The 22,206-nt window shown below is 60.5% G+C and carries 23 protein-coding genes and 1 pseudogene; 17 read left to right on the forward strand and 7 right to left on the reverse strand.

Going from position 1 to position 22,206, the window contains the following annotated elements:
* Window positions 1-11: 11 nt before the first annotated feature.
* The 8 genes and pseudogenes from QM600_RS23555 to QM600_RS23590 all read left to right on the forward strand — a co-directional run.
* Window positions 12-347, forward strand: a pseudogene (locus tag QM600_RS23555) (recombinase family protein); the annotation flags it as partial.
* Between the two features lie 293 nt (window positions 348-640).
* Window positions 641-1,270: a hypothetical protein gene (locus QM600_RS23560; protein ID WP_283263997.1), complete on the forward strand. Its 630-nt coding sequence runs from the start codon at window positions 641-643 to the stop codon at window positions 1,268-1,270.
* A 218-nt stretch (window positions 1,271-1,488) separates the two neighbouring features.
* Window positions 1,489-1,824: a transposase family protein gene (locus QM600_RS23565; protein WP_283263998.1), complete on the forward strand. Its 336-nt coding sequence runs from the start codon at window positions 1,489-1,491 to the stop codon at window positions 1,822-1,824.
* A 15-nt stretch (window positions 1,825-1,839) separates the two neighbouring features.
* Complete coding sequence (locus QM600_RS23570) at window positions 1,840-2,253, forward strand: transposase family protein (protein ID WP_283264000.1); 414 nt, start codon at window positions 1,840-1,842, stop codon at window positions 2,251-2,253.
* A 235-nt stretch (window positions 2,254-2,488) separates the two neighbouring features.
* Window positions 2,489-3,475: a hypothetical protein gene (locus tag QM600_RS23575; protein ID WP_283264002.1), complete on the forward strand. Its 987-nt coding sequence runs from the start codon at window positions 2,489-2,491 to the stop codon at window positions 3,473-3,475.
* Window positions 3,476-3,987: 512 nt separating this feature from the next.
* A complete protein-coding gene (locus tag QM600_RS23580; protein ID WP_283264003.1) occupies window positions 3,988-4,230 on the forward strand; it encodes a hypothetical protein in 243 nt (80 codons plus the stop codon).
* Between the two features lie 2 nt (window positions 4,231-4,232).
* Window positions 4,233-4,697: a hypothetical protein gene (locus QM600_RS23585; RefSeq protein WP_283264005.1), complete on the forward strand. Its 465-nt coding sequence runs from the start codon at window positions 4,233-4,235 to the stop codon at window positions 4,695-4,697.
* A 512-nt stretch (window positions 4,698-5,209) separates the two neighbouring features.
* Window positions 5,210-6,706 carry a DUF6578 domain-containing protein gene (locus tag QM600_RS23590; protein ID WP_283264006.1) on the forward strand — a complete coding sequence of 499 codons (1,497 nt, stop codon included), beginning with the start codon at window positions 5,210-5,212 and terminating at the stop codon, window positions 6,704-6,706.
* A 397-nt stretch (window positions 6,707-7,103) separates the two neighbouring features.
* Here QM600_RS23590 and QM600_RS23595 read toward each other — a convergent pair whose 3' ends face one another.
* Window positions 7,104-8,000: an RCC1 domain-containing protein gene (locus QM600_RS23595; RefSeq protein WP_283264007.1), complete on the reverse strand. Its 897-nt coding sequence runs from the start codon at window positions 7,998-8,000 to the stop codon at window positions 7,104-7,106.
* Between the two features lie 343 nt (window positions 8,001-8,343).
* Here QM600_RS23595 and QM600_RS23600 point away from each other — a divergent pair, with 343 nt between their 5' ends.
* Both QM600_RS23600 and QM600_RS23605 read left to right on the forward strand, forming a co-directional pair.
* Window positions 8,344-8,607, forward strand: a complete 264-nt coding sequence (locus QM600_RS23600; protein WP_283264009.1) for a hypothetical protein — start codon at window positions 8,344-8,346, stop codon at window positions 8,605-8,607.
* A gap of 306 nt (window positions 8,608-8,913) precedes the next feature.
* On the forward strand, window positions 8,914-9,180 hold the full coding sequence (locus QM600_RS23605; RefSeq protein ID WP_283264010.1) for a hypothetical protein: 267 nt from the start codon (window positions 8,914-8,916) through the stop codon (window positions 9,178-9,180).
* 749 nt (window positions 9,181-9,929) lie between these two features.
* Here QM600_RS23605 and QM600_RS23610 read toward each other — a convergent pair.
* Together QM600_RS23610 and QM600_RS23615 are read right to left on the reverse strand one after the other, a co-directional pair.
* Window positions 9,930-10,382 carry a hypothetical protein gene (locus tag QM600_RS23610; protein ID WP_283264011.1) on the reverse strand — a complete coding sequence of 151 codons (453 nt, stop codon included), beginning with the start codon at window positions 10,380-10,382 and terminating at the stop codon, window positions 9,930-9,932.
* A gap of 100 nt (window positions 10,383-10,482) precedes the next feature.
* Complete coding sequence (locus QM600_RS23615) at window positions 10,483-11,106, reverse strand: SMI1/KNR4 family protein (RefSeq protein WP_283264012.1); 624 nt, start codon at window positions 11,104-11,106, stop codon at window positions 10,483-10,485.
* Window positions 11,107-11,255: 149 nt separating this feature from the next.
* Between QM600_RS23615 and QM600_RS23620 the strand changes: the two genes are divergently transcribed.
* Window positions 11,256-11,735, forward strand: coding sequence for a recombinase family protein (locus tag QM600_RS23620; protein ID WP_502943084.1), 480 nt, complete (start codon window positions 11,256-11,258; stop codon window positions 11,733-11,735).
* Between the two features lie 394 nt (window positions 11,736-12,129).
* On the opposite strand, the gene QM600_RS23625 is transcribed toward QM600_RS23620, so the two are convergent.
* Together QM600_RS23625 and QM600_RS23630 are read right to left on the reverse strand one after the other, a co-directional pair.
* Window positions 12,130-12,978, reverse strand: a complete 849-nt coding sequence (locus tag QM600_RS23625; RefSeq protein ID WP_283264013.1) for a DUF5995 family protein — start codon at window positions 12,976-12,978, stop codon at window positions 12,130-12,132.
* A gap of 252 nt (window positions 12,979-13,230) precedes the next feature.
* On the reverse strand, window positions 13,231-13,461 hold the full coding sequence (locus QM600_RS23630; protein WP_283264015.1) for a hypothetical protein: 231 nt from the start codon (window positions 13,459-13,461) through the stop codon (window positions 13,231-13,233).
* 376 nt (window positions 13,462-13,837) lie between these two features.
* Between QM600_RS23630 and QM600_RS23635 the strand changes: the two genes are divergently transcribed.
* The 5 genes from QM600_RS23635 (at window position 13,838) to QM600_RS23655 (ending at window position 19,761) form a co-directional block, all read left to right on the forward strand.
* Window positions 13,838-15,382 carry a DUF1254 domain-containing protein gene (locus tag QM600_RS23635; protein WP_283264016.1) on the forward strand — a complete coding sequence of 515 codons (1,545 nt, stop codon included), beginning with the start codon at window positions 13,838-13,840 and terminating at the stop codon, window positions 15,380-15,382.
* Between the two features lie 31 nt (window positions 15,383-15,413).
* A complete protein-coding gene (locus tag QM600_RS23640; protein ID WP_283264017.1) occupies window positions 15,414-16,370 on the forward strand; it encodes an SCO6745 family protein in 957 nt (318 codons plus the stop codon).
* 124 nt (window positions 16,371-16,494) lie between these two features.
* Window positions 16,495-17,898, forward strand: a complete 1,404-nt coding sequence (locus QM600_RS23645; RefSeq protein WP_283264018.1) for a hypothetical protein — start codon at window positions 16,495-16,497, stop codon at window positions 17,896-17,898.
* Window positions 17,895-19,190: a cation:proton antiporter gene (locus tag QM600_RS23650; protein WP_283264019.1), complete on the forward strand. Its 1,296-nt coding sequence runs from the start codon at window positions 17,895-17,897 to the stop codon at window positions 19,188-19,190. Before QM600_RS23645 ends, QM600_RS23650 begins: the two co-directional genes overlap by 4 nt.
* 133 nt (window positions 19,191-19,323) lie before the next feature.
* Window positions 19,324-19,761, forward strand: a complete 438-nt coding sequence (locus QM600_RS23655) for a DUF7144 family membrane protein (protein ID WP_283264020.1) — start codon at window positions 19,324-19,326, stop codon at window positions 19,759-19,761.
* A gap of 180 nt (window positions 19,762-19,941) precedes the next feature.
* Here QM600_RS23655 and QM600_RS23660 read toward each other — a convergent pair whose 3' ends face one another.
* Window positions 19,942-20,664 carry an IS6 family transposase gene (locus QM600_RS23660; RefSeq protein WP_283264023.1) on the reverse strand — a complete coding sequence of 241 codons (723 nt, stop codon included), beginning with the start codon at window positions 20,662-20,664 and terminating at the stop codon, window positions 19,942-19,944.
* Window positions 20,665-21,146: 482 nt separating this feature from the next.
* Between QM600_RS23660 and QM600_RS23665 the strand changes: the two genes are divergently transcribed.
* Window positions 21,147-21,524: a hypothetical protein gene (locus QM600_RS23665; protein WP_283264021.1), complete on the forward strand. Its 378-nt coding sequence runs from the start codon at window positions 21,147-21,149 to the stop codon at window positions 21,522-21,524.
* 31 nt (window positions 21,525-21,555) lie between these two features.
* Here the strand turns inward: QM600_RS23665 and QM600_RS23670 are convergent, their stop codons facing one another.
* On the reverse strand, window positions 21,556-21,864 hold the full coding sequence (locus tag QM600_RS23670) for a MerR family transcriptional regulator (RefSeq protein ID WP_283264022.1): 309 nt from the start codon (window positions 21,862-21,864) through the stop codon (window positions 21,556-21,558).
* Window positions 21,865-22,206: the final 342 nt, after the last annotated feature.

The following is a 22,206-nucleotide window of genomic DNA, read 5'->3' on the forward strand; positions in this document are numbered from 1 at the left end:
ACTGCTGCCTCATGGGTGAACTTTTGGGCTACGCGAGGGTCTCGACTACCGATCAAACCGTTGATCCGCAGAGCGACGCTCTCAGCGCTGCCGGCTGTTTCAAAGTCTGGACCGAAACCGCATCCGGTGCAACGACGACCCGGCCGCAACTGAGCGACCTACTTTCCCATCTTCGAGACGGCGACACGTTAGTGGTGTGGCGCCTCGACCGGTTGGGCCGCTCACTCCCCCATCTCCTGCAGACCGTGGAAGATCTCGCGGCTCGTGGTGTCGGATTCAAGTCGTTGACCGAATCCATCGATACCACCACTTCGGGCGGCAAACTCATCTTTTCCATCTTCGGTGCTCCGTACCGCCCGAAATCGTGTATTCGCTTGTTTTGGTCAGTACGGTTTCGGTCGTGCGTTTCGGTCGACGATTCGTTGTAGTCGGGTATTGGTCGCAAAATCGAACGATTCGTCGGCCTGTTGAGGCCACGTTTGTTTGCGGTCAGCCTGCTCCAACCGAGCTGACGGAGTTCGTCAACCAGAAGTTGTGGCAGTGGGGTCGCGCAAGGCCCTACTGGAGGCCTTCCGGGTGCAAAAAAATGTTGGTTATCGATTCCGCGGTTGAGGAATTGTTCGTCCTTTACACTTAGCGGATGGCACAGCTCACAAAAGGTTTCCGTCTTCGCAGGCTCATGACCGTGGTCGCGACGACCACCGCAGGCGTACTGGCAGTGAGTGGCACCGGCATGGCATCGGCGTCGCCGCTGGACGACATCGTGCGAGCTTCCCCGGGCCTAGGATCGTTGGCCGGACCTGGGCAGGGATTCGGATCGTTGGCCGGACCTGGGCAGGGATTCTCACCAAGGTTCGTGGTCGATCTCCAGTACATCGACTCCGACATCTTCACTGCGAAAATTCGTCCTTCGGCGAACGTGACGATCACCCCCCAGAATGAGGATCGGTGTGCGTCTCTGAACGGGGATGGACGAGGTGTCGCCGAGCAGGTGAGCAAGGACGAGCGAACGCCAGGACGAGTAACACCCGGGGGCTCGCATACCTTGGGGTTCACGTTGTCTGGTAGCAGCGCGAGGCCCGGTTGTGGTGGTCATACTGCAGGATCCGTGCAGTGGCAGTTTCGGGTTACCAACGGTATGTTCACGACCACGTTCACTGCCACACTCAACGAAAGCAACCGTCTCACTACCGACTCCCCGAGCAATCCGAATCTCGTGCAGCTGGTCCAGCAAGGAAACGACAGGCTGATCGTCCAGGTGCAAATCTAAGTCGTTACCACCACGGCCGGTACGGCCAAGGTGGCGGTTCCATGAGGTTGTCGGGCCACTGCGGCCGGATAAGATTATCGTGGCTCCAGACCGTCGACAATGAGGGCTATTCAGCGGCGGTAAATTAATATCCTGAATAGGCGCGTCAATTAGGGCGGCAGCCATTTCTTTGAAAGAATTGAATCACCACAAAACAATTCGAGAAAAGACTGCCGCAGATGTATCATACAACAGGTTTCCATAAAAACGACATCATTGAACTGTGCGCGATGATCCACACCGCAGAACAATCCTCGAAACAAGAAATACCCGTACCCCCGATTCTCGGACTGTTCAAAGCGATGGTCGCGACCTTGACATACCTGCGGAGAAACCACGTGCAACAGGAACTCGCCGAATATCACGGCGTATCCCAAACGGCGATCTCGCGGGCGATCAGTGCATTGATCCCGATGATCGCGCAGGTCACCGACGACTGGGTGCCCACTGCGGGGAATCTCTCGACCGTCGGGCCCTATATTGTCGACGGAACGCTGCTTCCGTGCTGGTCCTAGTCCCATTCACCTGAGTTGTACTCCGGTAAACACAAGACCACCGGTGTCAACGTGCAGGTGGCTTGCGACCTCGATGGCCGGTTGGCTTGGGTCTCGGACCCGGTCCCCGGCCGGCGCCATGACAGTGCTGCACTGGACTTGTCCGGCGTGTTGGAGACTCTCGACCCGCAGAACTGGATCGGCGGCAAAGGATATATCGGGAAGAATATGATCACCCCGATCAGGAAACCACCCCGCGGAGACCTCACCGAAAAGCAGAAAAACTTCAACACGTCAGTTCATGTAATACGGTGGAGAATTGAACAGGTCATCGCTCATTTGAAGACGTGGAGAATTCTTCATGTCGACTACCGAAGACCGCTTGCGCCATTCGAGAAAACGATAGCTGCTGTCATCGGTCTGCATTTCTTCAGGATGGCCGCTGAATAACCCTCAGGGTTTGAGGGCTCATCCGCTCATTCTTCATGGACAACCTGCCAACCGTTTGCATACGAACACAACGACACACCATCACATCAGGTGGCTCCTGATTACCCATAGGACCCCAGCAACCAAAACGCCCTGAGATCGCTCCTGCGGGTTTGGGTGTTCGTTTTGAACATCGACAAAACGGACTACACCTCCAATACATAACGGCCGCAGCAGAACCACATAGTGTCCTTGTATGAGTGGACGTTTCATACCTGGGGTCTTTGTCGCTGTCGTCAGTGTGGTCGCGGTGGCACTGGTCTGGATTGGCGTCCGAGACGACTACGAATCGTTCACTCCACCGGTCGCGACAGCAGTCGATCGGGCGGACTGTCTCGACCCCGATATCGCCACAGCGCTGGTAGCTCCCGAGACCCGAGACAACAGCAGTGCTCCCCGCAGTGAGGGAAGTGGTTACCCACCTGCTGATTTCAGTCCTATTGCTGTTGTTCGATGCGAACGCGGTGAAACGTCCGCCGGTGGGTTAACCATCGACTCCGTACGCCTCGAGGGGGACATACACGCGGTCAATGATGCATTCCGTGAGCAGTCGCGCCGGTTTCCCGCCAATGTCCGGGCCGACTGCGCATATCGTCAGGTCCTGCCATCCGGGTTGTGGCTGGTAGACGAAGCAGGATCGGCAATACGCCCTACGTGGCCGGCCGAGCCCTGCGGTTTCCAAGACGGCCCACGTGCCGCCCTTGCCGAATTGCAGGAGGTCAGCCGCGACCAGCATCTGGTCGACGACCTGTCCGCCGATGATCCGGGAATCTGCCGGGATTCGATCAGGCAACCCTTCGAAATCACCACCGAAGCGGATGTGGACCGCATGGCAGAGTACGACGACACTCGCGAATATCCGCTGATCGAAACACCTTTAGCTACGCCGATTTCGGACGTCGGGCGGCTCCAGGTATGCCGCTACACCATTGACCCGCCGCTGCCCGGGTCCCGAATCCGCTTGTCGCATCAGCAAAGTGCAGATCTAATGGACGCTGTATCCACTGCACCTGTTGCCGGTCCGTGCGATCGGATCGCCCAACACGTCGCGTCGGTCGACGTACTGCGTCCCGACGGATCCGGCGGGACCCGGGTGTCCGTCGAACTCGACGGGTGCCAACGCGTAGATCACCTCGGACGACGTCAGCTACCGCCCTCGATCATTGCATCCCTGCTGCAATAGCACTCACACCACAGCTCGCACCGTCGCTGGCCAAACCTCTAATCCATACACGCGAAATTCATTCTTCTGGGCTGCCCGACTGAAACGCGCTGAGATCGCCTCTGCGGGTTTGGTTGTGCGTTTTGACGATCGACAAACCGGACAAATTCCCCACTAGGTGGGATCGGACATCGAATACGGGTTGTCCAGTGGCCGGCGGACTGACAACACGCCCACTCTTGCCTGAAATCCAGACTCAACAGACTGAGTCGGAAAACCCTCCACTCGCAGTAATAGGTCACCGGGAGTAGAGTAGAAATCTTCGTCCTCGGACGGAGTACGCGGGAGCGATGGCCATGCCGGAACACAAACAAATGCAGCCCCCGGACTATCACCGATGTCTTGAAACAGTTTTCTCCTCACCCGGGGCATGTCGTGAGTTGCTGGACCGACTTTCCACGATCACTGAGGCCGAGGTCCTATCTCGGTGGTCTCCGTGGCGAGGTCAGGAGTCACCGCCGTACGGACCGGGCGTGAAGGATCGGGTCCCTGCCGAGGTGCAGCTGGTGGCGCTACAAGCCACATACGATTCCTACCGCAAGTCGACTATGGATTTGTGGCGGGAGTTGTCCGACATCATGGATATCCCGATCATGCAGGAAAGCCTCGTCGAACTCATCTGGAGCGTGCGCATGAGGATCGAACGGCTCAACAGCCGAATCGAGATCCTCGAAAGTACAGGCGCCCAGGCAGTTCCGCGAAGACATAAGGAATAGAAATGGAAATACAAGGCACGGAAAGGCTTGTCATTCGCCTCTACCCTGACTATGGCCATCCCAGTTCTCTATGGCCCTCGAAGGAACTGGTAAGAATCAGCCGGCCGAGGCAGCCGTACGTTCTCCCCAGCCAAATTGGGATTGACGATGCTCTGGGAGAGAAGATACTAGCGTGGACTGACCGCTTTCAAAAGTTCTTCGTGGAGGAGATCGATGGTTTCGCATCGCGGCCGCGTTGGCGTCCCGGGATAAATGTCTCCGACTGGTATGACGAGGGCTACGAAATTACTGAGGAGCTTCGCGCACAGTTCCCCGACGTGCAGGTTAAGCCTCGATTTGCACAGTATGTTCTTTCGGTTAACGAGCGCCGGGAAAACATTGGACTTTTGCCGATCAGCCTTCCAAACGAACCGAAGGCTGGATATATAAGCATTACTGATGTCCTGCACCCCAAGGGTCCGAAATAGTCGGCGCGTGACCTACGACCGTGGGTGTTGCCAGCGGATCATCGGCATGGTGACAGTGACGGGACGTCACCTACGAGTTTGGGTGGCGGTTGCGACGCCAAATAGCCGAACCCGACTCCACGCCAGCTGACATCCGAATGCTCGCGTCCTTCTTATCCTGGGGAAACGAGCATTCGGTGTTCGAGGCAACTGGAGCATGACCACTGCATCAACCCAAGTAGCTATTCCGGTTTGGTGCAGGACAACGCAAAGCGATCAGCTTGCGAATCGTCCCGGCAGGTGTCCACCGGGCCGTTGGCTGACGTCCCGCGCCGAAAAACGCGAACACACCAAGTGTTTTCGGTTCCTCACGAGACCTTGATAGCTACATCCCACTCAGAGCGATTCTGCGGGATTCGGTGTGCATTTTGACCATCGACAAAACGGACGATTTCTCACTCGCCGGAATTGAATGCGGACTTCTCTAAAACAGGTATGGGTACTGTCGACACTATGACTTCACCGAAAGGCGCATGAGCCGCCACCGCACGCTCGCCGTGCAGATCGAAGGACTCGCCATCGAGGATGGGGAGATACCGCCGCCGAAGATCGGCATGGTGCTCGATTTCCCGCTTCACTTCACCGAACTCCCTGCCGAGGACATCGACGCCGTATCGATTCGTGCGGTCCTCATAGCCGATGGGCATCCCCCGATCTTGCAGTACACGGGTGAGGATTCACCGCGCCGCTGGGAGTGGAGCGGGGTACTACGTGGTGACGGGTGGGAAGCGTCGTGGCGAGGATTTCGCCCCCGCTCCGGTCACGTGGAGTTGATCGGCCGCTTCTACGCAACGCTGAGTCACCAGATCACTTCACGAGTGCGTGGCCGCGTGACGCGGGTCCAGTTGGTCAGCATGCGATTCCGGCGAGAACCCGACAGTCACGGGTGGGCGATTGTGCCAGGACACCGGACACTGCGTGAGGTCACTGAATCACCACGGTTCTTCGACCGAGAAGCGTTGATGCGTGACGACGTGTACGAGGTGGACCGCGAAGTTGGGGCGTGGATCGAACTCGACCTCGACGACGTCCCACCCCACCCTGTTCGGCCGCGTTTCGTTCCGGGTGATGTGAGTGCGGCGGGAGATGCGTTGTGGACGGTCGACAGTGGACTCCCACTCGTGGTGAGTATCGACTCCGATCTTGTTGCTACCGAGCATGTCCTACCCGGGCCGATCGGAGTCTCACGGCACGTGTGGGCCACCCCGGGCGGGTGCTGGGTGGCCGGCACGGACGGAACCTACTGGTGCACAACTGGGTTCGATCCTCGCCGCGTCGGCGACCTCCCGGTACACGCCGGTGCTGTCGTCGGGGAGATCTTCCTGGCCTGCTCACCGGGCGGACGGTGGTGGTTGCACACGCCGGGATGCGATCCGATTGAAGTGGAGGTTCCGGAGGGATACGTCAACAGTATTGCTGTAGAAGATGATTCGTTTCTGGTCTTGCTCGAAGCACGAGAATCCGATCGAGTATCGAGCAGACGGTTGGTGCGGGTCACCGCTGCCGGCGAGGTCACCATGGGGCCGGTCCTGTCATCGATTCCAGGTCCACGTAGGCAGCGGCTCTTCCTCGCTGGATCCCCACTGCGGCTGTTCAATCACGGTACCGCGTCGACGATCCTTCCCGACCTGTCACTGGGCGACGTGCACGATCTCGGTGGGGAACCGTTCCACGTCAGGCAGGTAGGCGCCTATGTCTGTACGGTGGCTCATCCATCGAGCGATGCCTCTCCAATCGGGCAGCGGCCGGGTGACTGTGACCCGACACGACGGTATCGACTGCTCACGCTCCTGGATGCCGCCACCCTCGAACCGGTGAAAAGCGCACCGATCTTCGCAATCCGACCGGCAATCACGGTCGACGCAACGGGCACAGTGTGGATCATCGCCGACGGCTTGCAGTCCCTTGCCGAGCAATCCATGCAGTGGCCGAATCCGCTGGATGTCGCGGCGCTCCTCGACTACCCGTGACGGCAATATTTCGGGCTGCAACGATGCATATCAGCCGATCGTCTCGACGCGCCACCACATCAAGTGGCGCCTGAATTCCCGATGGACCCACAGGAAACCGAAACGCTCTCAGATCGTTTCTGCGGGTTTGGGTGTGCATTTTGACCATCGTCATACCGGACGATCGTAAACCAGCTTCTGCGTGAAATTGATGTCAGTTTCAGGAGTCGACTGCGCGGATGTCAGTAGTGGTGTGCACGAGTCCCGGATGAGGCGCAGTGACCCTGCTCCTGGCTGACACAACACGCCCGGAGCACGGCGTTGTGGATCATCGAGGTCACTCGCTGTTTGTGACACTCGTGGCCGCCCACCCCGCAGGGGTGAGCGGCCACAGAGTTGGTGGTGTGGTGGGAGCCGGTCAGGATCCGAAGATCGAGCCGAGGGAGCCGGTTGGCGAGGATTCGGAGGTGCCCGACGCGAGCGCGAGGGAATGGAAGCCTCCGCCGGCGACGGCGGTGTAGGCCTTCCCGATAGGCGGCGCCGGCACGTCGTCGGCGTGGTTTCCCCAGCTGATCACCTTTCCGGCGGAGGTCAACGCGAGGGAATGGACGCTGCCGGCGGCGATCGCGGTGTAAGTCTGCCCGAAAGGCAGAAACGGCACGTCGAGCTGCCTGAATTCGTTGCTTCCCCAAGCGATCACCTCTCCGGCGGAGGTCAACGCGACGGAATGGGAGCGGCCAGCGGCGATCGCGGTGTAGGTCTGCCCGGCCGGCAGCCACGGCGCGGCGATCGGACCATAGTTGATGTATCCCCAGGAGATCACCTGCCCGGCGGAGGTCAGTGCCAGCGAATGGGAGCGGCCGGCGGCGATCGCGGTGTAGGTATCCCCGGCCGGCGGGGCCGGCACGGCGGCCTGACCGGGGTAGCTTCCCCAGGAGATCACCTGTCCGGCGGAGGTCAACGCGAGAGAATGGGCGCTGCCGGCGGCGATCGCGGTGTAGGTCTGCCCGGCCGGCGGGGCCGGCACGTCGGTCTGATCGTTGTAGCGTCCCCAGGAGATCACCTGTCCGGCGGAGGTCAACGCGAGGGAATGTTCGTCGCCGGCGGCGACGGCGGTGTAGGTCTGCCCGGCCGACGGGGCCGGCGGGGCCGGCACGGCGGTCTGCCCGTTGTAGCTTCCCCAGGCGATCACCTGTCCGGCGGAGGTCAGTGCCAGCGAATGGTTGCCGCCGGCGGCGACGGCGGTGTAGGTCTGCCCGGCCGGCGGGGCCGGCACGGCAGTCTGCCCGAAGTCGTTGTATCCCCAGGCGGCCACCTGGCCGCCTGGCGGGACCGGGACCCCGACCGGGGCCGCGGCCGCGGGAGCGGCCAGCGCCACGGCCATACCGGTCGCGGCGAGAGCCGTCAGGACCGTACGCCGGAATCGGGGCGCGCGGCGGCCGGTCGAGTATCGGGGCGGAGCGTCCCCACCGTGTGGTGAGGCCGGGGCGGTGAGCAGCATCGAGATCGGTTCCTTCGTATGAGAGTGGTGAACGGTGACCGCCAGCGGGCGGACGTAGCGGCGGCATCACTCGGAAGCATACAAAACCGGATAGTCGGCCCACTGCAATTCGCACCGTAACAGGCAAATCGGAGACATAAGCGGCAAACAGGGAGAGATGGCCGCAACGTCACCAGCAGGAGCCACCGTCACCTGGCCCACCCCGATCGTTCCTACCGCACTCACCTTCGGTCCCTGCACCCCGAATTCGGGGACGATCCTCTCCGTCGGCACCCACACCGTCACCTGCACCCTCGGGAGCACCGCGAACACAAGCACCGGGCGCGGAACATTCACGGTCACCGTGACCGCAGCGCCGACCATCCCCGCAGCGCCCGCCACCGGTTCCCTCGGCTCACTGGGCTCGGCCTTCGGCAGCTGATCTTTCTACCTGCACCGACATACGGGCCACGTTGCCCTCCAACCCATTTCGTGGAGTGGAGGGCAACGTCGATTCCTGGACTATCTCGCCAATCAGTATCCGAGAACGGATCGGTTGATGGACGCGGCGGCTTCGATAGGAACACCCGATCAATGCCTGGACCCGACTGGTTCAGTCGTCCGTGCCAAATAATTCAGTGAAAACGTGCCAAATAATTCCGAGTCACAATGTCGGGACCGCTCTGTGTCGAGACCAAAAGGCAATCAATCCGTGGAACACTGGAGGCGGAAGACGAGGGTGATGGCGATGTCCAGCAAACGTAAGGCAGAGGGCGAGAAGACTTCGGATGCCCGGCCGCGAAAGCTCAGCCATGAGGACTTGACCATGTACGGCGGTGCTGGGGCATCACTGCTCGGTGGCGATTCTCCGGAAACTGCCGTCGGCAAAGGTATCGCCGCCCGCGGATACGCAGGCGCAACCAATTCCAGCTACGAATACCACGTCAGTTGGAGCAAGAAGGTCGCCGCAACGCACGGATTTTGGCGAAAACTGAAAGTCATCGTGATCGGATAGGAACTACTTCGCTCTTTGACAGAGCCAACAATTCCGGGTGTCACATCGACCCTCCTTGCCCGATATGACACCCGGCAGTGTCCGATAATGGATCGATTGATAGACGCGGCAGATTCGATAGGAACACCCGATAAATCAGCCATTTCGATGGCACTGCCGTCAGATCGGGAATAAATCGGTGATGATGTTTCCTCTGTATGTGCAACCGTCTTCTGAAAAATGCAGGCCTCGTCTGATTTCAGCTTTGCTGCCGCGCGCCTTTCAGTGCGAGTAGCGACACTACGATGAGGATGGTTCCGAGTGGTATCAGCGTTGCTGCCGGCCAGTCGATCACAGTGGCCGTGGCTGTGGAGTCAAACTCTGGCAATGTGGTTGTGCATCGAGCCGCCGGTAGCGGGAGGTGCGCCCTACTGACATCGAAGGTGGCCGCGGTATACCCAGGCCGCGGAGTTTGGGGCGCGGGCATGTTGCCCGTGCACAAGGTTTCTGGATCGGAGACAAGAAATGCCAGTCCTATCATGATCATTCCGATCAGGGCCGTGACACCGCTGTAGATCCATCGCATGTAGGAACAGTACAAAATCGCCGTAAACAGGCTTGCGGATCGTGCGTCCAACAATCGATCGAATGAGAGACGACCCGAAGAAGCGCATAATTATGCAAACGAGTGGCGCCTGGCGGTCAGGTTCAGGATTCTTCTCCGAATTCTGCTTCGACAGCCTTCAGCGAGTTCCCCAGTGTCCTGCACGTCAGTTTCCTGTGCCTCTGTCGGGAGCAGAGCTGTGCAGGACGTAGGTAGCACCGTTCTTGAGTTCGTCAGAAGTGAAGGACTGCTGAGCAAAGCCTTCGTGCAGGTAAAGGTCGTAGCTTCTCTGGTTCGCAGGGATAGCATCGAAGTGCGAGGTGTACGTGCAGGTACCGGTGCCGTCTGGATTCTGGTCGATGGTCTCGGTTTCGAGTGTCGATCTGGTGGATCCGGCGCCACTGTCGCCGAAAATGTTTAGTTGGTCGTTGGGAGCGACACGATTCCCTGCGATGGTGCATTCGCCGAATTCCACCGATGTTTGATCCGCGTCGCCAGTGACTGTCACTGTGGCGGTGAAGGTTGTCGGCACGTCAGTGTTGGTCACGCAGCCCGTCAGGATCAGCGTTCCCGCAGCTGCCACTGCTGCTACCGCGATCTGTCCAGGGCTTTGTCTCATGGATAGTCACGATATACAGCTTCTGATCGATGTATCAGTAACCATCGATTGACTAGACAGGCTTCGGGGGTGTGGTCGCTACGGCGGCCGCACCCCCGTCCTACGTGTCAGATGTCCAGGGAACATTCCAATCGATAAACCCTTCCCCGACGCTTGCTTTCCAAAACCCGAATTTGGTTCCTGCGTACAAGCTGTCAGCTAATGCGGCCAGCAGTGAGGCAACCGATTCGAATTCCACGCACCCCTCGTCACAGCTTTCATGTGCATACTCGATCACACACCCGTGTTGCGGCCCGGGACGGCAGTCGACGACGTAGTGGACATCGTCGAGGCTGGCAAATGGGATGTAAAGCGGATGAAACGTGTAGGACACGGTGCCTGCTTGCGGGGCGTTGCTGGCGAGTGTGTCGAAGTCAGGACTGATTTCGAGTGTTTTCCATGCTTCCAGCATGGTTTCCCTGAGTTGCAGGATATCCGGCAAAGATAGAATTTCTTTCCTGGGAAAGATGGTCCCGGCAAAAAAATCGCTTCCGGGATTCCAACTGCTCTGTCCGTTCTGTAGCTGGTAGAACTCCACCAGCTCCCCGGGCCACGAGATATCAAGTGAATTCTCCACTACGCGTATTTCATCCAGGCTCGCCCCGGGACGAATACTTGTGGCGGTCAAAGGTGCATATTCAGTGCACCATGCTGTGAGTCTGTTCCATTGCTCTTCGAGATTCACGGGCTTCCCTTCGGGAAATGCCAGGACTCGACTGGTTCAGTCGTCCGTGCCAAATAATGCCGTGAAAAACGTACCAAATAATTCCGAGAGTCACAGGGGTACGCGAGGGTATCGACCGCCGATCAAAACCCAACTCTGCAGACGGACGCTTGACGGCCGCGGGTTGTTACAAGATCTGGACCGACGTCGCATCCGGCTCGAAAGACGATCGCCCGGAACTGGCCGCAGTCATCGAACACCTTCGACCTGGCGACGCCTTGGCCGTGTGGCGCCTGGACCGGCTCGGTCGAAGCCTTCCTCACTTGCTGGAAACGGTGGCCCACCTCGAATCGATCGGCGTCGGGTTTACCTCCCTCACCGAAGAAATCAACACCACCACCTCCGGCGGCCGGCGAATCTTCACCATTTTTGGCGCTCTGGCCGAATTTGAGCGAAATCTGCTGCGGGAGAGGATATATGCTGGCTTGGAAGCGGCGAAATGGCAGGGACGTACCGGTGGCCGACCACCTGTGCTTGATGATAAGCAGAAGGCAATCGCCCGCAAGATGAAAGGTGCCGGCGGTTCCATGACCGCCATCGCGGACACACTCGGTGTCGCCCGATCAACTCTGTACCGCAACGTCAGTTAGACGGTTGGTGCACAGCACTTCTGAACACGGAATGTCAGAAGACGACTGCACGCGGCACCAAAAACGCAGGTCATAGTGCAGTTGTCTTCTGAAACTGACACGTTCCAAAATCGGCCGATTCGTCGACCGGATACGAACGTTTGCGGTCGGGCATCAGAAAGTCCCGGACTATTAAGCCGCCTCATCGACGGCTGCGCGGCCGTCCTCACGGACAGGCAGGGGGCTGACTCTCGTTCTGTTCGTCGAGCACTCGATCTACAACCGACATCGAGATCGAAAAGTGCGGCCCCTCCACCGAACGAATGTATCGGCGGGCATCAACCGGCCCGGCACGTCGATGATGCTCCGGCACCCGGCCAACGACACACGCCCCAGCAGTCGGGGGGTTCGGCGATCAGATGAGGCCGGTCACCTCGAGTCCGTCCAGGGCGACGTTGGCCGTACCCAGCAGCAGGTTCATCTCACCGACCGTGGCGTCGTGGGTGGCAGGATTTTGCAAACCGAAGCTGTTGACCAACGCCACAGTCCGTACCGACTGGAACATCAACGTGGTGGCCAACTCATCGCCGAAGATGTCGCCGACGAACCAGCCCGTGAACAACCCCTCGAGGTCGGTGCCGTAGGTCTTCTCGAAGCCAGAGACGATCCCGGGCGTCGCGTCCACCAACGCACCGCCGAAGGTGTAGAAATCCTTGGTGTTGTCCGCGGTGGTGCCGATGTTGACCAGCGCTTTGGGGAAATCGATGATCAGGTGCGCAAAGATGGCGCCCGTGACAACCCGTCCGGGACTACGGTCGCAATCCTCGGTGAGCGCCAGCGCAGCGGCCCAGTGTGGTGACGGAGTCCCGCCGGTGACGAACTTGTGCAGGTCGGTCAGGTACAACCGGACCACCTCCACGGCAAGATCGCCGGCCCACACCGGATCGTCGTACACCCCCGAGTCGATACTCGGGCCGACGAGACTCAGGATCTCGTCGAACGCCAACGGGAAGGTGCCCCGATAGTCGTCGGAGTGGGTGAGTTCGCCACGCAGGGCGGCGATGCGATCTCGAGCCTGCTCGAAGGTGTCGATACCGGTGGGGTCCGTCAGGGCGGCGAGTGTGCCGTCGAACTCAGGTGTCGAAAGGGGTACACACGCCGACGCCGCAGGTGCCGCGCCGACGGCGGGAGCGGTCAACGTCGCGGACCCGAGAACCAGCGCAGCCGTCACAACTGCGGCTCGAAGTGTCGTATTGAGAATCACAGCCGGACACTAACGCGTGCTGTGCGCTGTCAGCAAGGCAGAAGGTGGACCGGTTCCAGGAGTTCACGCTGCTGCTCGAACGTGTTTTCCGGCATCGAAGCCTCCTCGTAGTGTTTGCGGCGTAATCAGCGTCACGTAGTGGAATCGGCCCTGTTCAGCGGACGGCTGAGAAAAAGGGCGGTTTCGAATAAAGTGCGAAACCCGGGGCGGTCAGGATGACCGCCCCGGATCGATGGAAATGCTCGCCAGGTGTCAGAACTGGTTGTTCTGTTCGTCGCCGGCAGTGGTTCCGACCGAGACGGGGATCCGCATGTCGATCCCCACCTCGATACCGAGAGCGTTGATCTGATCTGCGACATCACCCGAATAATCCCGAGTGGGCGTTCGTTGTTGAGGCTGTCGGTGTTCGGTTTCTTTGCCCCGGGTACCACCCCAGAAATGCCGCTTCGAGCGGCCACTTGCCGAGAGGCGCAAGACGCGCACCGACCCTTTGAAGCCGCTGGATACCTTCGGGTGCCGGCGGCTTCGTCTTGCGCGGGAGAGGTTCGCTCAGTGTCGGCCTGGGAGGTCGACTGGCGGATGTGCAGGATTCGAAAGCTGCGCTATTCCTCGCCGGGTTGACTCGAAACACCGATCATTGCGCCTCCAAGAGCAGCCCGGGCACCTCCGCGGCCGAAACCTTGCGTTGGTTCCGGGGTCGGCTGAGGATGGGATGCCAGAGCACACTCGGTAAGCTGCCCGTTTTCCCGGTTCTCACCCGTTTAGGGTGAAATCACCGCAGGGGGTTTACCAGTAGGTTCTCGGATCTTGCACCGGGTACCACCGTGGCGACGATTCGCCCGACGAAGGGAACCATCCGATGGCCGTGGACCGAGAGACGCTGAATTCGATCTCAACCCCAGACCGACTGAAGACGCGACTCGGCACGATGGAATTCACGGACGGCGCGCCCTCGGCAGAGACCGTCGAGACGTTGTACGACAACCTCGACTTCCTCCACGGCGTCAACGCCTACCTCACTGCGTTCCCCGGGGCCTCCACCTGGGCACTGCGCCAGGGATTCGAGAGTATCGGTTCCGAAGACAATACGATCGTCATCTTCTCGGAACTGATGGACTCTCAATCGCTGTTCCTGACCGCCAACGCCGATACCATCTACTACGTCGGAATCGTGGACCTCGCACACGGTCCGATGGTGGTCGAGACTCCTCCGATGGCGCTGGGCATCTTCGACGACATGTGGTTCCACTGGATCATCGACTTCGGCCTCCCCGGCCCCGACCGCGGTGAAGGCGGCCGATTCCTGCTCGTTCCCCCCGACTACGACGGCCCGTTGCCCGACAGCGGATTCCATGTAGGCCATTCGCGCACCACCCGCGCCCTCATGCTCGGCCGATCGTTCCTCCAGGACAACGATCCCAAGCCCACCGCCGACCTGATCAAGAGCACCCTTAAAGTCTATCCGTACACACCCGGCGGTTACGGAACCAGTGTCGCAACACTTTTGGAGGGGAAGGTTCCCCTGAGCGCCCCAGCCGAACACCCCGAAACACGGTTCGTCGAAGCGAGCGGAACAGCATTCAACACGATCCCGCCGTCGGACTTCGGATTCTTCGAACTCCTCAACGCGATGGTCCAAGACCAACCCGCCACCGCCACCGACGCCGAAACTCTGGGGCAGTTGGCCGCGATCGGCATCGTCAAAGGCCAGCCGTTCACCCCGGACGAGCGAATGCGCGCAATCCTGGACGAAGCCGCCGCCGTAGGCCACGCCACCTCGCGGGCCCTGCTGTTCGATGCCCGCAAATCCGAGGGCGTGCAGTACTACCCCGATTCTGCGTGGACGAACATGCTCTTTCCCGGCGGCTACACCTTCGAGACGCCGCCGGCGCTGGTCACCGACGACGGCATCGAACCGTTCCCGCCCGGCGGCGCGAAAAAGCTGAATCTGCGGACCTTGTTCTTCTACGGGTACACCGGCATCACCCCGGCAATGTGCATGCGGCTCACCGGCATCGGATCGCAATACCTGGTGACCTTCACCGACACCGACGGTGCGTACTTCGACGGCGCGAAGACGTACAAGATGACGTTGCCGCCGGATATTCCTGCGGCCCGGTTCTGGTCGTTGACGTTGTACGACAACCAAACCCGATCCATGCTGCAAACACCGCAACGCTTTCCGCGGGCAGGTAGTCAGAGCTATCCGTCACCAGCAGCAGATGCTGACTCCGATGGAACGACCACCGTGTACTTCGGGCCCGAACAACCCGACGGTGTCGGCGCCGGCAACTGGATCCAAAGCGCTCCGGACAAAGGATTCTTCGTGATCCTGCGCCTCTACAGCCCTTTGCCGTCGTACTTCGACAAGAGTTGGCGCCCCAGCGAGATCGAACCGACGTAAAACCCGATCCAGTCGAGCAAAAGGTGACCTGATGTCGAGCGATTTCAACCAAGATGCCCGCCGGTTGCGCAACGCGGTAGAGCCGGTAGCGGCCGGGGTGTACTTCGCCCCGGAAGCACATACGGCGTACGAAGAACTCGGTTTCGCGGGAAGCCCGGTCACCCATGAGGGCGCGGCCCGCCCGGAAATGACTTCGTACTTCACCAGCCGAAGCGCATGTATGGGTCAGGTGAGCGGCGAAGTAGTGGCGGCTGCCTTCGGTTGTTTCAACCCGAACGCCGTCGTACCCGCGGTCGAGGCCGGCTGGCAGATCACGAGCCGCAAGGTGATCCTCGACGCTCGCGAACGAGGCGCGACAACGATGCTGGCGCGAGTTCTCGGCGATCGACCCGAGGGAATCGATCGGGTAACCGAGCTGCTCAAGCGCGCCGGTGCGGCAGCTCGATGGGAAGCGCGTCCGATATACGGCGGACTGCGCTCGCTCGGTTTCCCTGGTAATCCACTCGGCGATATGTGGCGCGCCGCAGACCTGTTACGTGAGCATCGGGGCGATAGCCACGTCATCACCTGGGCGGTCGGCGGCGTCGACGCGGTCGAGATCCTGTTGCTGACCGAGCAGTATTGGGGGCTACCCGCCCGCTCGTACGCGCCCACCCGCGGATGGGTCGCCCCCGACATGGATGCCGGGTTCGAGCGCCTCGAGAGGCGTGGACTGATGACGGGCGAGGAACAACTCACCGATGCGGGCCGGGCATTCCGGGAGGAGATCGAAGTCCGAACCGACGAACTCGAACGGCCGATTCTGGACGCGCTCGGCGACGACCTGGACGAACTGCTCTCCCACCTCGACGACTGGGCCGAGGCGATCGTCGCAGCCAACTCCTATCCCAAGCGAATTTCCGGCATCTACAACATCGGCGGCGGGCCACACTTCGGTTCCGGGTTGACCGTCGACACCGCGGCAAGCCTGTATGAGGACAAAGCATGAACCGCTCCGCACCGAAGATCGGTCCGCGTCCGCTGCGACCGCAACGTTGAGCACGCGTTGGCTTCGAGATCAGCTGGCGTGACCGAACCATCCGACGCCCTTTTACCGAAACGAGAAGCCGATCATGGAGACACCCGTGGCCGACGAACCGCTCAGCGTAATCGAGCGCGAAGAACTCGAGCACCTCCGGCAGGAGCTTGCGGACCTTCGGCGCGAGCACTCCGAGCCACCTCGGCCGGCCACCACAACCGAGGCCACTGCCCGGCCGGCTCTGCGCTGGACAGCGGCGATTCTGCTGCTGGTCTTGGTTGCGGTACTGGGATTTTCCGCAGTCCTGGCACGGTTCACTCGCAGCGAGGTCTTCGACACCGATCGCTACGTCCAGACGATCACACCCCTGGCCGCGGATCCGGTCATGCAGGGTGAACTTTCCGACCAGGTCACCGACGCGATCATGGCTCGTGTCGACGTCGAATCCATTACCGCCGAAGCATTGCGGTCGATCACGGAGAACGCACCCCGTGTACCTCCTGCCGTGGTCGGTCTCGCGCCCGTGATCGCCGGCCAAGCCCAGTCCTTCGTGCACAAGACGGTGAAATCGCTGGTGGCCTCCGACCAATTCGAAACCCTGTGGATCCAGGCCAACCAGGAAGCCCATCAGGGACTCGTCGCGGTACTGACCGGCAACACCCGCGCCGCCGTCCAGATCAACGACGAGGGCACGGTCAGCATCTCCCTCACCCCGATCATCGAGAAAGTCCGCACCACACTGACCGAGCGCGGATTCGCATTCGCGGACAAGATCCCGGCGATCGACAAGTCGTTCGTCCTCTTTCAATCACCAGAACTGGTCAAGGCGCAGAGAGCCACCTCCGCGCTGGACAAGGCATCCACTGTGCTGCCCTTGCTGACCATTCTCGTGGCCGCCGCTGCGGTGTGGGTGGCCCCGAAGGGCGCGCGTCGGCGAGCATTTTCTCTGGTCGGTGTCAGCCTGACCGTGGCCATGGCGCTGCTGGCGGTGGCCATCAGTATCGGCCGGTCGGTGTATCTCGGGTCCGTGCCGTCGGATGTGCTCTCCCCGGAGGCGGCTGCGGTGTTGATCGATACCGTCATTCTCCCGCTGAAAACCACTCTGCGTGCGGTATTCGTGCTGGCTTTGGTCGTGGCAGTTGTCGGCTACCTCACCGGATCATCGGGGTCCGCCGCAGCCGTACGCGGCGCATACGGCAAGTTACTCAACAGGGTCAGAGGGCGCACGGACGGGTGGGAACCGAATCAGCTCGAATCCGCTGCCGCGCAGTTCCGTATCCCGCTGCGCGTCGTGATCGTCGCGATCGCGGTGATGACTCTTGTGTTCTGGCGATACCCATCGGGCGTGGTCGTAGTGGTAACCGTTCTCCTGGCCGTCGTGGCCATGGTGGTCGTGGAGTTGGTGGCTCGGCCGGCACTCGGTGATCGCGCCGACGATGAACCCAAGGATGAGAGCAGCACGTTGCCTCCCCGATCCGGGACGGCTGCGACACTATGACCTGGGCTGTTCCTGCGATCGCGGCCATCCTGATTGCTTTTTCCGCGATATCCGGGCGCGTCGCCGGCACTTCGCTCACGGCGCCGATCATCTTCACCGCTGGTGGTCTCCTGCTCGGCATGCGCGGGGCCGGACTGATCGAGGCGGACGTGGCGGGCGAGACGGTCAAGCTACTCGCCGAGATCACGCTTGCGCTGGTGTTGTTCGTCGACGCCTCACGTGTCGACCTTTCCGCGCTACGGCAGCAGATCGCCGTCCCCCGCCGACTCCTCGGACTCGGCCTTCCCCTGACCATTGCCGCAGGTTTCGGGATCGCACTGCTGGTGTTCAGCGACTTCGCTGTTCCCGAAGCGCTGCTGCTCGCGGTCATTCTCGCGCCGACCGACGCTGCACTCGGAAAGGCCGTCGTGACCCTTCCCGGTCTGCCGACGCGGGTAGGGCAGGGCCTCAATGTCGAAAGCGGGCTCAACGACGGTATCTGCGTGCCGTTGTTCCTGATCGTCCTCGCGATCGCCGGCGCCGAGTCGGGTGCGATCGGGGGCGGAACTGCCGTCCGCCTGGTCTGCGAGCAGATCGGTTACGGCGTCGTGGTCGGATTCGTCATCGGTGCGATCGCGGCAGCAGTCATGGTGCTCGCCGGCCGACGGTGGACCATCGACCCCTTGTGGCGGCAGATCGTTCCGGTGGCTGCAGCCGCGCTCGCGTACACCGTGGCCGTTCCGGTTGGTGGTTCGGGTTTCATCGCAGCCTTCGTCGGAGGCATGACGTTCGGGGCGATCCGCCGACGGGCAGGCGGGGAGGTTTCGCATCTGATCGAGGAACTCGGCGATCTTTCGAATGCGGTGACCTTCATCGTCTTCGGCGCGCTGATGCTCGGCCCGGCGCTCGGCCATCTGTCGTGGCAGGTACTTGTTTATGCGGTGGCCAGCCTGACTGTCGTGCGGCTCGTGCCGGTGGCGATCTCACTAGTCGGCCTGCACGCGCGGGTTCCGACCGTGGCGTTTCTCGGCTGGTTCGGGCCACGTGGCCTGGCCACCATAGTTTTCGTGATCTTGATCCTCGAGGAACCCGGCGAACTCCCACACGAGGACATGCTCCTGACAACGGCAATCATCACGATCGCGCTGTCCGTCCTCGCTCACGGCGTCACCGCCGCCCCACTCGCCGCCCGCTACTCCGCATGGAGCAAAACCCATCCCCGACACGAGCACCATCCACTCGAGTCCTCAACGAACAAGCTCACTGATTCGCCGGATTCCGCATCACCTGCAACCGGTCGGAAAACTCAGTAATCCGGAAATTGTCTGTGCTGCAATGCTTTCTGTCTCGCCGGGGAGCGCGCTGACTCACCCGTGAAGGGTGAAGCCGTGCGAGCTGGAGTGTTCGATGCTGATGTGACGCTTATCCTGCGAAAAAGGGGCCATCATGACCAACCCGGACACTACTTCCGCCAATACGGACACCACTTCCGCGAACCACCCAGTCCGACAAGGCTTTGCGATAGGCACCACGATAGCGGCGGCGGCGTTGCTGTTCGTCGCCGGAATCGTGGCACTGCTCCAGGGGATTGCCGCCCTCTCCGAGAACAATCTGTTCGTCGTCGGCATCAATTACACCTACCAATTCGACCTCACGACGTGGGGCTGGATCCACATCGTGCTCGGAGCAATCGGAATCGCCGTCTCGCTGGGTCTGTTCGCAGGAATGACGTGGGCGCGCGGTATGGCATTCGTGATCGCAGCGCTCTCGATCGTCGCCAATTTCCTGTGGCTGCCGTATTACCCGGTGTGGTCGATCCTCGTCATCGCTCTCGATGTCTTAGTGATCTGGGCTGTAGCGACATGGAGGCCCGAAACGAACTGAGGTGTAAAACTCGGCGCTCGCCAACACGTTGACGACGGGCCCTCACCAGAATTCCCTCAAAGTGATGTCCAACCGTTCCACACGATGCAGCTCCAACGGCACTGTGACGTTGATCGAAAAGTGTAGTGGCACATATAGTTTAATGCATTCCACTACGGGACACCGCCGGGCCGTTCACTTTCAGGCGGCGGCAGTCGCGGTGACTTCCTGCCAGACCGCGAAGCGGTCGGCCATCTCGGTACGCCATTGGGGCGCCGAGAGCTTGTGCCGGTTGGGCCGGAAGTGCGGTGAGATGCCACTGAACGCGGACAGGAACCGCTGCGCATGCCCAGGTGATGCGAAGCGTTTCATCGCCTGCTCCCGCTGTCGGGTCGGTTGGTGCGAGTTCTCGGCTCGATTATTCAAATACGAGTTCTCGGCTCGATTATTCAAATACTTCGACCGGCGATGCTCGACCGATCCCATCAGCTCTCGGTGCGCCACCTGATAGCTACCCAGCTTATCGGTGACGATCACCCGCGGCACATACCCCAAACCTTTGAGCAGCTTGCGGAAGAACTTCTTGGCTGCCTTCGCGTTTCGGCGGGACTGGACCAGCACATCGAGCACGTTGCCGTCCTGATCGACCGCCCGCCACAGGTAATGCTGGGTGCCGTTAATTTTGATGAATACCTCGTCGAGGTGCCATGTGTCGCCGGGTTGTGGGCGTCGTCGGCGCAGCTGGTTGGCGTAGGCCTGCCCGAACTTGGCGCACCACCGTCGGATCGTCTCGTAGCTCACCACTACGCCGCGTTCGAGCATAAGTTCCTCAACTTCGCGGAAGCTGAGCGGGAACCGGAAGTACAACCACACGCAGTGGTTGATGATCTCGACCGGGTAGCGGTGGCCTTTGTACGACAGCATTGGGGTGGTCACGCCTCATTCTCCCAGCTTGCTGGGTTCAACAACGTGACAGTGCCTCTCCGAGTGACGGTCGGAACGGGCCGCAATACACGGCAGCCCCCTGCCAGGAAAACTACTCCCGCAAACGATCGATGCCCACACTCGGACCTGCATAAACTTGGTGTACGACGTAACCCCACTGCCAAGGAGCGGCTTCATCCGAACCGATTTCCAGCGGGACATCGGGGATGAACAATAGCTAATGCACCTCGATAGAAAAGGCAACCATTCATAGCAGGGACCGAGCAACCGACTGGGCTGCGCGACCATTGCTATCCGAAGAAGGCAGCCGGTAAGTCGGTAACTGTTCCACCAGGCATCCAAGCCGAGAGGAAATCCTCTGGGATAAAATCAATGTCCGTTACCCGTCGAGCAGCAGCGACGGACTACCTACACCCAGCCATGCGATGCTGCATCGGCCACATCGAACAGATAGGCCGGCCATGCCCCTGACAGTGAAGTACTCGGAAAAATACAACGACGCACTGATCGCGCTGGCAACGGTCACCCAGCGCCCCGCGAACATCGTCAACATCGCCGGTGACTACGCCATCCGTGTCGACCTCGAATACAACCGCTACGCCATCGCGACCAACACGCTTCGAGGCTTGTCGGACGACCCCGATGCCAACGGCACGTGGTTGATTCGCTTCTTTCAATCCAGTACCGACGGCGAACAAGATCAGGTCCTCGCCGAAGCCACACATCAATGGCTCATCGACGCTTTCGATTGCGCCCTCGAACGCCTCGAAGCCGAAGGCAACACGATCGTCGCCGACGCTGACTTCGGCGATATCAGCCGCCCCGACACCACACTCTGAGTTGGCATCGACGGTTTCGGAAATGCGGCAATCAATGCCCAGTCTCGGCCGCTTCGCCTAGCTGGGCGATCCGCGCGGCCAAGGCTCCGTTTTCGGCCTCGAGCGAGAGAATCAACTTGATCCCGACCAAGTTGACCCCGTCGTCGATCAATTCGGTGATACGCCCCAGCGTAACCAGGTCCGCTTCGCTGTAGCGGCGCGTTCCACCATCGGTACGCGTCGGCGTCAACAGTCCTCGGCGCTCGTAAAGCCTCAACGTCTGCGGCCCGACTCCCGACAGTTCCGACATCACCGAAATCCCGTACACACCGCGCAGTGAGCGCTGTTGAGGTTCCAACATTGCAGTGAACCTCCTAGTCGTCATCGTCGACCATGCAACTTTAGCACCCATCCGCACCAAATCTATTGTATGTGACATAGATTTTCTCGGATGAGGGAAGGGGAAGCTGCCTCCAGATTCGACCAAATCAAGCATTTCTGCTGGTCAAACCCCGAAATGCGCCGGGCAGTCCACGTTTTCGCACCAGTTTTCGCTAGTCCGGGGTTGCTAATTATCTGCATCGCCTGATATAGATTTAAGGAGCTTGAAAATGCACATACGGAAACCGCTACACCCCTGGACTTCGGGAGCACGATGACAACGATCGACATCCCGCCCGCTCAGAGCGGCGAGATCACCTCC

Origin of the sequence: Rhodococcus sp. IEGM 1379, from assembly GCF_030056815.1 — a bacterium.
Classification (GTDB): Bacteria; Actinomycetota; Actinomycetes; order Mycobacteriales; family Mycobacteriaceae; genus Rhodococcus_F.

Bases quoted from the DNA above. Each gene is read 5' to 3' on its own strand.
- QM600_RS23560 (WP_283263997.1), top strand. From the start codon at position 641: ATGGCACAGCTCACAAAAGGTTTCCGTCTTCGCAGGCTCATGACCGTG.
- QM600_RS23565 (WP_283263998.1), top strand. From the start codon at position 1,489: ATGTATCATACAACAGGTTTCCATAAAAACGACATCATTGAACTGTGC.
- QM600_RS23575 (WP_283264002.1), top strand. From the start codon at position 2,489: ATGAGTGGACGTTTCATACCTGGGGTCTTTGTCGCTGTCGTCAGTGTG.
- QM600_RS23585 (WP_283264005.1), top strand. From the start codon at position 4,233: ATGGAAATACAAGGCACGGAAAGGCTTGTCATTCGCCTCTACCCTGAC.
- QM600_RS23590 (WP_283264006.1), top strand. From the start codon at position 5,210: ATGAGCCGCCACCGCACGCTCGCCGTGCAGATCGAAGGACTCGCCATC.
- QM600_RS23600 (WP_283264009.1), top strand. From the start codon at position 8,344: ATGGCCGCAACGTCACCAGCAGGAGCCACCGTCACCTGGCCCACCCCG.
- QM600_RS23605 (WP_283264010.1), top strand. From the start codon at position 8,914: ATGTCCAGCAAACGTAAGGCAGAGGGCGAGAAGACTTCGGATGCCCGG.
- QM600_RS23610 (WP_283264011.1), bottom strand. From the start codon at position 10,382: ATGAGACAAAGCCCTGGACAGATCGCGGTAGCAGCAGTGGCAGCTGCG.
- QM600_RS23635 (WP_283264016.1), top strand. From the start codon at position 13,838: ATGGCCGTGGACCGAGAGACGCTGAATTCGATCTCAACCCCAGACCGA.
- QM600_RS23640 (WP_283264017.1), top strand. From the start codon at position 15,414: ATGTCGAGCGATTTCAACCAAGATGCCCGCCGGTTGCGCAACGCGGTA.
- QM600_RS23645 (WP_283264018.1), top strand. From the start codon at position 16,495: ATGGAGACACCCGTGGCCGACGAACCGCTCAGCGTAATCGAGCGCGAA.
- QM600_RS23650 (WP_283264019.1), top strand. From the start codon at position 17,895: ATGACCTGGGCTGTTCCTGCGATCGCGGCCATCCTGATTGCTTTTTCC.
- QM600_RS23655 (WP_283264020.1), top strand. From the start codon at position 19,324: ATGACCAACCCGGACACTACTTCCGCCAATACGGACACCACTTCCGCG.
- QM600_RS23660 (WP_283264023.1), bottom strand. From the start codon at position 20,664: ATGCTGTCGTACAAAGGCCACCGCTACCCGGTCGAGATCATCAACCAC.
- QM600_RS23665 (WP_283264021.1), top strand. From the start codon at position 21,147: ATGCCCCTGACAGTGAAGTACTCGGAAAAATACAACGACGCACTGATC.
- QM600_RS23670 (WP_283264022.1), bottom strand. From the start codon at position 21,864: ATGTTGGAACCTCAACAGCGCTCACTGCGCGGTGTGTACGGGATTTCG.